A 12,044-nucleotide genomic window follows, 5' to 3' on the forward strand; every position below is an offset into this window, starting at 1 on the left:
CACGGCGATTTTCAATTACCACTACACCACTTAGGGAGTTGTTATGTCGGATATCCATGAAGCCCATACCGCGTTAGGCGACGTCGCCGCGCGCACTTTATCGAACGCCACCAAAACCGTGCCGATGATGGGCACGATTACGCCGCGCTGGCTGGTTCACCTGTTGCCTTGGGTACCGGTCGAAGCGGGTATTTATCGGGTCAACAAAGTTAAAAGCGAAACCAGCATTGCCGTCGATTGCTCCAGCCTGGACGAGAAAGTGCTGCCGCAAACCTTCGTCGATTACGAAGAGTGGGGCCGCGAATACCGCCTGAATGCGGTCAACACCGTATTGGACGTGCACACCCGCGTCGCCGACTTGTATAGCAGCCCGCACAACCAAATCCACGAGCAATTGCGGCTGACCATCGAAACCGTCAAAGAGCGCCAGGAGAGCGAACTGATCAACAACGCCGAATACGGTCTGTTGAATAACGTCGCCGAGTCGCAAAAGGTCAAAACCCGCAAGGGCTCGCCAACCCCGGACGATCTGGACGAACTGATCGCCCGGGTCTGGAAGGAACCGGCGTTTTTCCTGGCGCATCCGCGCGCCATAGCCGCCTTCGGCCGTGAAGCCACCCGTCGCGGCACGCCGCCGCCGACCGTGTCTTTGTTCGGTTCGCAGTTCCTGACTTGGCGGGGATTGCCGTTGATTCCGACCGACAAGCTGAAAATCACCAACGGTAAAACCAACATCCTGTTGCTGCGTACCGGCGAAAGCCGCCAAGGCGTAGTCGGTTTGTACCAACCGAATCTGACCGACGAACTGAGCATGGGCTTGTCGGTCCGCTTCATGGGCATCAACCACAAAGCGATTGCGTCCTATTTGGTGTCGCTGTATTGCTCGCTGGCGATTTTGACCGACGATGCGATCGGCGTGCTCGAAAACGTCGAAGTGGACAACTACTATGACTACGCCTAATCCGGATTTGGCCGCGTTGGCGCAACAAGCGTTGAATGGCGGCCCGGCGCCGGCCGGTCTGCCGGACGCGGCGGAACTGACCCGCTTGGCCAACCTGTACTTCAGCGCTACGCCGACGACCGACGGCGCAGCCATCGACAACGTGCCGCCATCAGCGGCGGCGGCAGCGCCGTCGTTTCATTCGGTACCGGCCGGCTTTAACCGCCGTCCGGGCATCGACGACGGTTTTGTGCCCACGGCGCCGAGTGCGGCCGCGTTTGGCGAGCACTACAGCGATGCGATCGACAATGTCCCGCATTCGGCAGCCACTTTGGCGCCGGCCGCAAACGTAGCCTCCGGTTTCGAGCGGCTGCCCGGTATCGACCAAAATGCGCTGTCGGGCTTGGTGTCGCGTAGCTTCGGTCTGCCCGGCGAAGCGGAACTGAAACAAGCCTTGGCCGCCAAGCCTGGCAACTTGGTGGGTTCCAAACCGCCGGCAGCGGCTTCGTCGTTTTATTTTTTGCACGATTTGGCGGCATTGGGCAGAAATGCCGATTTGACCTCGCTCGGTAACGCGCATCCGCCTTTCGACGTGCATGCAGTGCGCAAGGATTTTCCAATCCTCGCGGAACGCGTCAACGGCTATCCGCTGGCCTGGCTCGATAACGCCGCGACCACGCAAAAGCCGCAATGCGTGATCGACCGGATTTCCGAGTTTTATCGACACGAGAACTCGAATATCCACCGCGCCGCGCATGAACTGGCGGCGCGGGCCACCGACGCTTACGAGGGTGCTCGGGATACCGTGGCGCGTTTCATCAATGCGTCGTCGGCCGACGATATCGTGTTCGTGCGCGGTTCCACCGAGGCGATCAATCTGGTCGCGCAAAGCTGGGGCCGGCAATTTATCGGCCAAGGCGACGAGATTGTCATCAGCTGGCTGGAGCATCACGCCAACATTGTGCCGTGGCAGCAGCTATGCCAGGAAACCGGCGCGGTATTGCGGGTGATTCCGGTCGACGACGACGGTCAGGTGATTTTGGCCGAGTACCAAAAATTGCTGAACGCCAAAACCAAGCTGGTATCGTTCACCCAGGTTTCGAACGCCTTGGGTACCGTAACGCCGGCGGCGGAAATGATCGAACTGGCGCATCGGGCGGGCGCCAAGGTGTTGCTGGACGGCGCGCAATCGGTGTCGCATTTGCGGGTCGATGTGCAAAGTCTGGACTGCGATTGGTTCGTGTTTTCCGGCCACAAGATCTTCGGCCCGACCGGAATCGGCGTGTTGTACGGCAAGCCGGAATTGCTGGCAGCCACCCAGCCGTGGCAGGGCGGCGGCAACATGATCGAGGACGTCACCTTCGAGAAAACCGTCTACCAGCCGGCCCCGGCCAAATTCGAAGCCGGTACCGGCAACATCGCCGATGCGGTAGGTTTGGGCGCGGCGCTGGATTATTTGAGCCGAATCGGCATCGAGAACGTGGCCCGTTACGAGCACGAGTTGCTGGAATACGGCATGCACGCGCTACGCATGATTCCGGGTTTGCGCTTGATCGGCACCGCGCCGGACAAAACCAGCGTGCTGTCGTTCGTACTGGCCGGCCATAGTACGCAGGATGTCGGCAAAGCCTTGAATGAAGCCGGCATCGCCGTGCGTTCCGGTCACCACTGCGCCCAGCCGATTCTGCGCCGGTTTGGCTTGGAAGCGACGGTCAGGCCTTCGCTGGCGTTCTACAACACCTACGAAGAAATCGATCGCCTGGCGGCCGTGGTCAAACGCCTGCAGTGCTCTAAAACCCATTTCAGCGGTTAGTTAAGAGCGGGACCGGGCAATCGCCCCGGTTCCGCTTGCCATTCACGAAAATGCGCGTCGGCTTTGGTAAGTCTCGGCCTTGCCGGCCAGATAGTCAGAATCGCGTTTATTCGCCGACGTCACCGGCAGCTCGAAATAGCGGCCTTGCACCAAGCTGAAGCCGCTTTGTCTGGCCAACGCCGCGCTGCGCTTGTCGGCGACATCCAATAGCAGGCTGCGGCCATTGACCGATGCGACCAGGCTGTTCAGTTGCTGGATTTTGCCCAGCAACTGGTTGTCTCTGACTTGATCCAAATGCTCGGCGGATAAGCCGACAAAATCCGGCGATACCCTCGAGATTAATTCCAGCGCGGCTTTTTCCAGCGACTGGATGTCGAATTTCAACGCCAGCCGGTAACCGCGCCGTTGGTAATTTTCCAGACCTTTTTGCAAGGACGGAAAGAAGCGGGCGTAAGCGTTGCTGACGCTCAGCGCAATCGCCACGTTACTGGTTTGCAAGCCGCATTTGACGATGATTTCTTCGAAGTAAGCGCCGTGGTCCTCCTTCACGCCCAAAATATGCCGCGGATCGACGTAGAGAAATAGCAATTCGTCCAGATGCGACTGCGGCAGGTAATTCAGCATGTGCACGGTGCGGGTCAGCCGGTCGAAGTTGATCACCGAATCGCTGTTGTCGGGAGCTTGAGGCAGGCTGAGCAGACTGTCCAGCTCGTTACCCAACAGCGTCTGTACCGGATTCGCCGCGACCGTCAATTGCGCGATACGGCCGACGATATGCGATGTACGTAAGGTTTCCCGAATCGGCGCCAGGTTGCTGCCGACTTTTATGGGTCCAAACAAGCCGTGAACCTCGCCGTTTTCGAGTAAAAACGGCCGGTAACCTTCGTTATGTTCCTGCTCCAAACGGTCGTTAAAATATTCCACTAGTTGCTGCAAAGGCATGATCGCTTCCTCTCGAATAAAGTTGTAGAGCGGGCAAACAGCCGGATGGCACTATCCCGGCCGGCGCTATACCGAGCAATGTTAATGGCTGTTGTTTGTGAGATAAAACGATATTATTAGAATTGCTAATCTCAATTTTTGATAAATATGAGGCTGCAAGGCGCGCCGGTGCGGCGCTGGTGAAAAACCGGGCTTAGGAGTAGTATTTCGGCAGCTTTTATATGGAAATCGCGCTTATGGCAGACGCATCGATCGTCCGGCAGTCGGCAGCAACCTCAGGCTCGGCGCCGGCGGAAGGCCAACATTACCCGCAGCAACCGGTCGGCCGCATCGAAGCGGCACAGGGGCCGGTGGTGGACGTGCGCTGCGAGTATCTGCCGCCGATCGGCCAAGCCTTGGACGTGATCAACGGCGGATCGGCCTATGTGATGGTGGTGTTTCAACACCTGGAACCGACCTTGGTGCGGGCGATTGCCTTGCATCCGGTGTCCGGGCTGTATCGCGGCATGCCGGTTTACGACCGCGGCGACGCGTTGCACGTGCCGGTCGATCCGGCTTGTCTGGGGCGGATGTTGAATCTGTTCGGCGAACCGCTCGACGGCGGCGCGCCGCTGCCGAAGAAGGTGTTTCGTAACATCCTGGCCAAGCCGCCGCTGTTGGCGGATACCTTGCCGGCTTCGCAGATCCTGGAAACCGGTATCAAAGTCATCGATTTGCTGTGTCCGTTCGTGCGCGGCGGCAAAACCGGCCTGTTCGGCGGCGCCGGCGTCGGCAAGACGGTGTTGATGATGGAATTCATGCATGCGGTCAGCGCCGGCATGCAAGGCGTTTCGGTGTATGCCGGGGTCGGCGAACGCATGCGCGAAGGCCACGAACTGTGGCACGAAATGGCCGATGCCGGCGTATTGCCCAAGGCTTTGCTGGTCTACGGCCAGATGGACGAATCCCCCGGCGTCCGCTTTCATGTCGGTTACACCGCCTTGACCTATGCCGAGTATCTGCGCGACACGCTGCACGGCGAGGTGCTGTTTCTGATGGACAACATTTTCCGTTTCGTTCAGGCCGGCAGCGAGATTTCCGGCTTGTTGGGGCGGATGCCGGCCACGGTCGGCTACCAGCCTACCTTGCTGACCGAAGTTGCGTCGTTGCAGGAGCGCATCGTCTCCACCCGTTCCGGTTCGATCACCTCGGTGCAGGCGGTATACGTACCTGCCGACGACATGTCCGATCCCGCCGTGGCAACGATACTTGGCCATCTGGATAGCGTCGTTATCCTGTCGCGGCAGCAGGCGGCCAAGGGCATTTATCCGGCAATCGACCCACTGCGTTCCGGCAGCCGGATCATGGACCGCCACATCGTCGGCGAGCGCCATTATCAAGTGGCGCGGGCGGTACGCGAGCATTTGGCGCGTTACCGCGAGCTGGAGGACATCATCGCCATGCTCGGCATCGAGGAATTATCGGTCGAGGATCGGCGTATCGTCGAACGCGCCCGCCGCTTGCAACGTTATCTGACTCAACCCTTCGTTACCGTTGCCGACCATACCGGCTTGCCCGGCGTGCGGGTGCCGCTGCAACAGACCATCGCCGACTGCGAGGCCTTCATCGCCGGCAAGTACGACACGCTCAGCGAAGCCGACTGTTACATGAAGGGGGCGATGCCGGCATGAACGGGTTTGAATTGACTTTGCTCGACAGCTGCGGCGTCGAGCATTTTCCGCAAGTCGGCCAATTCGTCGGGGCCGACGCCGACGGCAGTTTCGGTATCTTGCCCGGCCACGTGCGGATGATTGCGTTATTGCGTTACGGGCTGGCGCGGTTTCGCGACCAAGCGGGTGTCTGGCGCTATCTGGCTCTGCCGGGCGGCGTGTTGCGCTTTGCCGATAATCGAATGACGCTGACCGCGGTGCGCTATTTTCTCGGCGACGATCCCGACGCCTTGTGTGAGCAATTGGCGGCGGAAATGGCGCGCACCGATTCGGAAGTACACCGGGCGCGAGCGACGCTGACCGAAATCGAACGCTCGCTGCTGCGGCGTTTGGCGGAGTTGAGTAACCGGGTTGCAGGGGGGCGATAGCCATGAGTTTTCGCAATAAATTGATCGAATTCACCCGGCGCGATGCGCGGCGCTTGCAGGAACAACGCCGGCAATCGGCGTCCTGGCTCGGTTTGTTGCTGTACGGTGGTACGCTGGGCCTGTTGTTTGTCGTGCCCATCGTCGCCGGCGCCTACCTGGGGCGTTGGCTGGATACGTTGGCGGACGGTTATTCGGTGCGCTGGACCGTCAGCCTGATCGTGTTGGGCATTGTGGTTGGTGCTTACAATGCGCTGCGGTTTTTACAGGAGCATTCGCGATGACCGAGCCCGACCTTGCCTTGCATCTCGGACCGTTGGCGATCAGCGGCACGGTGTTGACCACCTGGGGCGTGATGGCCGGATTTACCTTGCTGGCGTTACTGCTGCGCTTGCCGGCGAAGGGCGGATTGGCGCGGCTGCATACTGCGCTGGAGGCGGTGGTGGTGGCGATCGAAGGCGCAATCGGCGAGGTGCTGCCGGCAGCTGCGGTGCGACGGGTATTGCCGTTCGTCGCGACGCTGTGGCTGTTCGTGTTGGTCGCCAATCTGGTCGGCCTGATTCCGGGGTTGCATTCGCCAACCCGTGATTTATCGGCCACGGCCGCACTGGCGGTACTGGTGTTCGCCTCGACCCACTGGTTCGGCATTCGCGACCGCGGCCTGCGCAACCATCTGCGCCACTACATCGAACCCAGCGTGATCCTGCTACCGTTTCATATCATCAGCGAATTGACCAGGACGCTGGCCTTGGCGATTCGTTTGTTCGGCAACGTCATGAGTCTGGAAATGGCCGCGTTGCTGGTATTGCTGATCGCCGGCTTTTTGGTGCCGGTGCCGCTGTTAATGCTGCACGTGGTCGAAGCCGTGGTGCAGGCCTATATCTTCGGCATGCTGGCCTTGATTTACATCGCCGGCGCGCTGGAACCCAACGAATCCGACACTTCAGCCACGGAGACTCCGTCATGACCGATTTACACCTGTTCAGCATCATCTCCACCGGCGTGGCCGGCTTGGTCATCGCCCTGGGCACGATGCTGCCGGCCATCGCGATGGGCAAGGCCATTGCCAGCGCGTTGGAGGCGCTGGCGCGGCAGCCGGAAGCGGAAAAAACCATCACCCGCACCTTATTTATCGGTTTGGCGATGATCGAATCGCTGGCGATTTATTGTCTGGTGGTGGCGTTGATCGTGCTGTTCCGCAATCCATTGCTGGAATATTTTCTGAGTTAGTCCGCCGAGTGATCGGTATCGCCCTCCAATCCACCGGACTTCAGCCATGATGCAACTCGACTGGACCACGTTTATTTTGGAAATCCTCAATTTCCTGGTGCTGGTGTGGATACTGCAGCGTTTTCTGTACCGGCCGGTTTTGGCGTTACTGGACGCCCGCCAGCAACGCATCAACCAGCAAACCGAGCGCGCCGCGCAATTGCACGCCGAAGCCGAAGCCTTGCAAAGCCAGTACCAGGCGCGCCTGGCGGATTGGCAGCAACAACAGGATGCCGCGCGTCGGGCGTTGGAGGAAGAGTTGGCGCAACTGCGCAGCAGCGAATTGGACGCGCTGCGGAAAACTTTGGCCGACGAAGAAGCCAAGTTTCGGGTGCGCAATCAGGCGGCCACCGCGACCCGCGAAGCCGCCTTGATCCGCGAAGCGGCGGCCAAGGCCTACGCCCAGACCGCAGCCATGCTGCAGCGGATGGCCGGACCGGATTTGACCGGACGCATCGTCGAGATTTTCCTGGAAGATTTGCGGCAGTTGCCGGAAGCGGAGCTCGCGGCATTGCATAAAGCGGCGGCAGCTCTGATCCAGGCGTCGGCGGTGACGATAGCCAGCGCCCACCCGTTAACCGACGCCGATCAGAGCCGGCTCGGCCAAGCGTTGTCGGCGGCGGCCGGTCGCGAGCTGGCTTTCAACTTCTCCATCGACCCGGCCTTGATCGCCGGCGTCCGCGCCGTAGTCGGCGAATGCCAGTTGCACGCCAATTTGGCCGACGAATTGGCCTTTTTCCGCCGCCAAACCAACCATGACTGAGCCGAACACGTCCTATCGGTTCGGCTTACGCCTATCCGAACGCGGCTGCGTGGCCGGCATCGGCGACGGCATCGCCTGGATCCGCGGTCTGCCGTCGGCCCGGCTCGACGAATTGATCGGCTTCGACGACGGTAGTTCGGGTTTGGTATTCCAACTCGGCAAGGAAGTGTTGGGCGCGATCCTGCTGTCGCAGAGCCGCGGCGTCACCGCCGGCATGGCGGTACAGCACATCGGCCGTAAATTGGAGATCGGCGTCGGCGACGCCTTGCTCGGCCGGGTAGTCGATCCGCTGGGCAGTCCGCTGGACGGTTTGCCGGCGCCGCAAACCCGCCAGTTCCGGCCGTTGGAAGCGGCCGCACCGAGCATTATCGAACGCGATTTCGTCAGCGAGCCGTTTTATACCGGCAGCAAGATCGTCGATAGTCTGATCCCGATCGGCAAGGGCCAGCGCCAATTGATCATCGGCGACGATGGCGTCGGCAAAAGCGCCCTGGCCTTGGATGCGGTGTTGAACCAGCGCGGCCGCAATGTGTTGTGCGTCATGGTGTTGATCGGCCAACCGCGCTCGTCGGTGGCCGGCACCTTGGAAGCCTTGCGCGCCGGCGGCGCACTGGATTACACCGTGCTGGTGGTGGCCGAAGCCAACGCCTTGCCGGGCTTTCGTTATCTGGCGCCGTTTGCCGGCTGCGCGATCGCCGAGCACTGGATGCGGCTGGGCCGCGATACCCTGGTGGTCTACGACGATCTGACCCGTCACGCCCAATCCTACCGCGAGCTGTCGCTACTATTGCAGCGGCCGCCGGGCCGCGAAGCCTATCCGGGCGACATTTTTTATCTGCATTCGCGTTTGCTGGAACGCTCGACGGTGTTGAGCCTGCAACACGGCGGCGGCAGCATGACCGCGCTACCGATCATCGAAACCCGACAAGGCGAGTTGTCGGCTTACATCCCGACCAATCTGATTTCGATTACCGACGGCCAGATTTATTTCGAGAGCAAACTGTTTGCCGCCGGCATCCTGCCGGCGATCGATATCGGCCGCTCGGTGTCGCGGATCGGCGGCAAGGCCCAGCATCCGGCCATCAAAAACGCCGCTGCCCATATCCGGCTGGACTATCTGCAATTTCTGGAGCTGGAGCTATTTGCCCGCTTCGGCACCCGTCTGGAAGCCAGCGTCGAGGAAAAACTACAGCGCGGCCGGCTGTTGCGGGAAATTCTGAAGCAGGACCGCTTGCAGCCCTGGTCCGAACCGGCACATCTGGCTTGGTTGCTGGCTTACGGCGAAGGTATGCTGGCCGATCTCGCGCCGGAACAAGCGGCAGGAGTGTTGGCCTATCTGCAGCAACAACTGGCGGAGACCCGCTTGAGCTTGGATTCGCCGAAGCAGCAATGGCTGGCGGCGCTCAGGCAATGGCTGGCGGCTAAGCCATGAGCCAGCGCCGCGAAGTCGAAGCCCGGCTGGCCTTGTTCGACGAATTGTCCGGCATCCTCGGCGCGATGCGCAGTTTCGCGTTGGCCGAATTGCGCAAGGTCGGCAAGCGCGAAGCCGGCCAGCAGTTGGTCGTAGAGTCGTTGCTGGCCGCTTTGCACGATTTGTCCGGCGCCTTGCCGGAAGCGTTTTATGCCGATACCGCCAAATCCCGCGCCGATATCTGGTTGTTGTTCGGCTCGGTGCGCGGCTTTTGCGGCAGTTTCAACGAAGACGTGCTGCGTTTTTGGCAGGGTGCGGCCGAGCTTGAAGCGCCGTTGATTTTGGTGGGCGAACGCCTGCATTGCCTATTCGACGGTCATGAATCCGCCGTTTTTCTGGACGGCGCCGAGGGCGGGCTGGATGCGCCGGCGGCGATTGACCGGATTTTGGCGGCGCTCGCCGAACTGCGCGGCGATGGCGATTATGGTTTGATGGTCTGCATCCGCGACGAGCAGGGCGCTCGCAGCCAGCGCTTGTGGCCGTTGCCACCCACTGCCTGCGGGAGTGTTCCGCTAGAACTGCCGTTGACTTATCAGCGTCCTGCCGCAGTTGCGATGGGCGTTGCCGAACAGTATTTGTTCCATATGCTGCTGGCGCTGATGTTGCGTGCGATTCGGGTCGAAAATCACATGCGCTTGATGCAGATGGAAACTGCACTGCGCCATCTCGAGCGCGGCGGCGAGGATTTGCAACGCCAGCGCAACCGCCTGCGGCAGGAGGAAATCGTCGAGGAAATCGAGCTGATGGTCGGCCGGCGCTAGTCTGGCGATGCGCCGACTTGCCTATTTTTGCAGGTTGGTCGAGGAAACGGCGGCGGCAAACCCTCTGGTTGCCGATCCGCCGCCTAGTCTGCCTTGCGAATTACGCCTGATGGGCTTGCACTGCCGCAGTCGATTTTCTCCGCCGGTTTGCCAACAGGCCCAACAAACCCGAGCCCATCAACCAAAATGCCGGCGGTACCGGCACCGGCGCGACTGCATTCAGGTTAACCGCGCCGTTTTGTGCGCCGAGATAGGTGCCGATTTCGGCTTCGGTCGGATTCGAGTCGCTGCCGGCCTTGGCTTCGTGGTTTTCCGGATCGTACTCGCCGGCATACTTGTAAAACTCGTAGCGGAAGATGACCGATTCGGCATTCTGGCCCAAAACGTTCTGGTAACCGGCTTCAAGTTTGCCGGCGTCCGGATTGCCCGGATCGGTTTGCAATAACTGCCATTCGATTTCGGTTTCGGCTTGTTCGATCACTTGGTTGCCGCCGATCAGTTCTTCGAGTTCAACTTCGCGTTCCAATTCGGTGCGGAACACTTTTACCCAGATCGCTTCGCCGAATTGGCCTTCTTGCTCGGCTTGCGGGGCGCGAATATCGGCCACGACCACCGGCTGCGGTTGCGGCTGACCAACCGGCGCAGGCTCGGCAGGGATCACGTTCCAGTTCGGTGCCGGCAGCACGACTTGACCGTTGCTTTTGGCCAAGGTGCCGGAATTGGAGCCGTCATCGAAAAGCCAGCTATACGTGGTTTTGCTGGCGTTCTTGCTGGTGCCGACGCCGAAATGGTCGCACGGGGTGCCGGCGTTATAGCCGACGCCGCCGCCGGTCCAGCAGTTGTCGCCGGGGGTGACGAAGGCGCCGCTCGGCGTGCCGAATAACCAGGATTGGCTGGCTGCATCCCAGGCGCTGGCATAGGTCACCCGAGTGCCGAAGATGCTGCCGTTGGCGTACTCGGTAATGGTCGGTGCGCCATAACGCACGACCGCGTTGTTCGGGTCGAAACCGGTGCCGCTGGGAAAACCGCGACCGGCACCGCCGAAGGTGTCGGTAATGTCGCTACTGTGCAGGCCTTCGAGTTCGATTTCGAAGCCGTGGGCGGTATTGCCGGTATCGTTAACGACGTCGAAATTGCCTAGAAACCCGAGAACACTTGCCGAAGCAATATTGGGTAACAAGACTAAAGAAAAGGTAGTGGCATAAGCGCGGATTTTGAATTTTGTCGCCATTATTGCTCCTGGTTGGCTAGGGCTTAACTAAAGCTGATCGTCTGCGGGACGATGGGATGCCTTATAGCAAACCAAGATGAATTCAACATGAAAACTGTGTTAATCCTCACAGTTTGGCAATTTCGGTTTGCGTCCGGTGACCATGGCTTTCACCAAACCTTCCTTGTTTACTTTGCTGGAAATCACGACACCCAGTACATGGAGGGCGATCAATAGCAACATCAGATTGCTGGCGATCTCGTGAATTTCCTCCCAGAATTCCTCGGCCTCATCTTCAGCTTCAGCCGACTTGCCTTTGCCTTCTTCCTCCTCTTCGGCGTGGGCAGCGCTGATTACGCTGAGCATTCGACTGTCCTGCGCCAACGGGCCGCGGCCTTCTTCGATGGCATAGACTTTCAAACCGCTGATTGTCACGACGAACAACGTGCTCAGCAGCGCCAGAACCATCCAGCCGCCGAGCGGATTGTGGCCCAGATAGTGTTTGGCGCTACCTTGTCGCAGTTGGGATACATAGCGAAACACGGCGGCTGGGGAACGCACGAATTGGCTGAATCGGGCATAGCGGCCGCCCACGAATCCCCAGATCAATCGGAGGCTGATCAAGCCCAGCACGGTGTAGCCGGCATAGATGTGCCAGTAATTGTCTTCTTCGCTGGTAACGTAAGCGACCGCGAATGCAACGACCAGCGACCAATGGAACACGCGGACGAAAATATCCCAAACCGCTACCGCATTGTCGTTTTGCATGGTTCAAGCTCCAGAATAGTTGAGGTATGGCCG

General features: G+C 60.0%; 13 protein-coding genes. 10 read left to right on the top strand and 3 right to left on the bottom strand.

Annotation, left to right across the window (positions count from 1 at the left end; all coding sequences use genetic code 11):
- The first annotated feature begins 43 nt into the window (after positions 1–43).
- The gene (locus NP603_RS02375) at positions 44–961 is read left to right on the top strand and encodes a family 2A encapsulin nanocompartment shell protein (RefSeq protein WP_256609325.1); all 918 of its coding nucleotides are present in this window, start codon (positions 44–46) and stop codon (positions 959–961) included.
- Entirely contained in the window at positions 948–2,753 is a 1,806-nt protein-coding gene (locus NP603_RS02380; protein ID WP_256609326.1) for a family 2A encapsulin nanocompartment cargo protein cysteine desulfurase, read from the top strand. The genes NP603_RS02375 and NP603_RS02380 overlap by 14 nt, the downstream gene beginning before the upstream one ends.
- 42 nt (positions 2,754–2,795) lie before the next feature.
- On the opposite strand, the gene NP603_RS02385 is transcribed toward NP603_RS02380, so the two are convergent.
- Positions 2,796–3,695, bottom strand: coding sequence for a hypothetical protein (locus NP603_RS02385; RefSeq protein ID WP_256609327.1), 900 nt, complete (start codon positions 3,693–3,695; stop codon positions 2,796–2,798).
- Between the two features lie 236 nt (positions 3,696–3,931).
- On the opposite strand from NP603_RS02385, the gene atpD reads away from it, so the two are divergent.
- The 8 genes from atpD to NP603_RS02425 are packed head-to-tail and all read left to right on the top strand — an operon-like array spanning position 3,932 to position 10,033.
- A complete protein-coding gene (atpD, locus tag NP603_RS02390; protein WP_256609328.1) occupies positions 3,932–5,365 on the top strand; it encodes a F0F1 ATP synthase subunit beta in 1,434 nt (477 codons plus the stop codon).
- Positions 5,362–5,772, top strand: a complete 411-nt coding sequence (locus tag NP603_RS02395; protein WP_256609329.1) for a FoF1 ATP synthase subunit delta/epsilon — start codon at positions 5,362–5,364, stop codon at positions 5,770–5,772. The genes atpD and NP603_RS02395 overlap by 4 nt, the downstream gene beginning before the upstream one ends.
- 2 nt (positions 5,773–5,774) lie before the next feature.
- Entirely contained in the window at positions 5,775–6,053 is a 279-nt protein-coding gene (locus tag NP603_RS02400; RefSeq protein WP_256609330.1) for an AtpZ/AtpI family protein, read from the top strand.
- The gene (locus NP603_RS02405; protein ID WP_256609331.1) at positions 6,050–6,736 is read left to right on the top strand and encodes a F0F1 ATP synthase subunit A; all 687 of its coding nucleotides are present in this window, start codon (positions 6,050–6,052) and stop codon (positions 6,734–6,736) included. The genes NP603_RS02400 and NP603_RS02405 overlap by 4 nt, the downstream gene beginning before the upstream one ends.
- Positions 6,733–6,999, top strand: a complete 267-nt coding sequence (gene atpE / locus NP603_RS02410; protein WP_054762023.1) for an ATP synthase F0 subunit C — start codon at positions 6,733–6,735, stop codon at positions 6,997–6,999. The genes NP603_RS02405 and atpE overlap by 4 nt, the downstream gene beginning before the upstream one ends.
- A 46-nt stretch (positions 7,000–7,045) precedes the next feature.
- A complete protein-coding gene (locus NP603_RS02415) occupies positions 7,046–7,801 on the top strand; it encodes a F0F1 ATP synthase subunit delta (RefSeq protein WP_256609332.1) in 756 nt (251 codons plus the stop codon).
- The gene (locus tag NP603_RS02420; protein WP_256609333.1) at positions 7,794–9,233 is read left to right on the top strand and encodes a F0F1 ATP synthase subunit alpha; all 1,440 of its coding nucleotides are present in this window, start codon (positions 7,794–7,796) and stop codon (positions 9,231–9,233) included. Before NP603_RS02415 ends, NP603_RS02420 begins: the two co-directional genes overlap by 8 nt.
- Positions 9,230–10,033 (top strand): F0F1 ATP synthase subunit gamma, encoded by an 804-nt coding sequence (locus NP603_RS02425; RefSeq protein ID WP_256609334.1) that lies wholly within the window; start codon positions 9,230–9,232, stop codon positions 10,031–10,033. The genes NP603_RS02420 and NP603_RS02425 overlap by 4 nt, the downstream gene beginning before the upstream one ends.
- Before the next feature lie 100 nt (positions 10,034–10,133).
- On the opposite strand, the gene NP603_RS02430 is transcribed toward NP603_RS02425, so the two are convergent.
- Both NP603_RS02430 and NP603_RS02435 read right to left on the bottom strand, forming a co-directional pair.
- Positions 10,134–11,264 (bottom strand): hypothetical protein, encoded by a 1,131-nt coding sequence (locus NP603_RS02430; RefSeq protein ID WP_256609335.1) that lies wholly within the window; start codon positions 11,262–11,264, stop codon positions 10,134–10,136.
- Between the two features lie 99 nt (positions 11,265–11,363).
- The gene (locus NP603_RS02435) at positions 11,364–12,011 is read right to left on the bottom strand and encodes a cytochrome b/b6 domain-containing protein (protein WP_256609336.1); all 648 of its coding nucleotides are present in this window, start codon (positions 12,009–12,011) and stop codon (positions 11,364–11,366) included.
- Between the last annotated feature and the right edge of the window lie 33 nt (positions 12,012–12,044).

Origin of the sequence: Methylomonas aurea, from assembly GCF_024505045.1 — a bacterium.
GTDB lineage: Bacteria > Pseudomonadota > Gammaproteobacteria > Methylococcales > Methylomonadaceae > Methylomonas > Methylomonas aurea.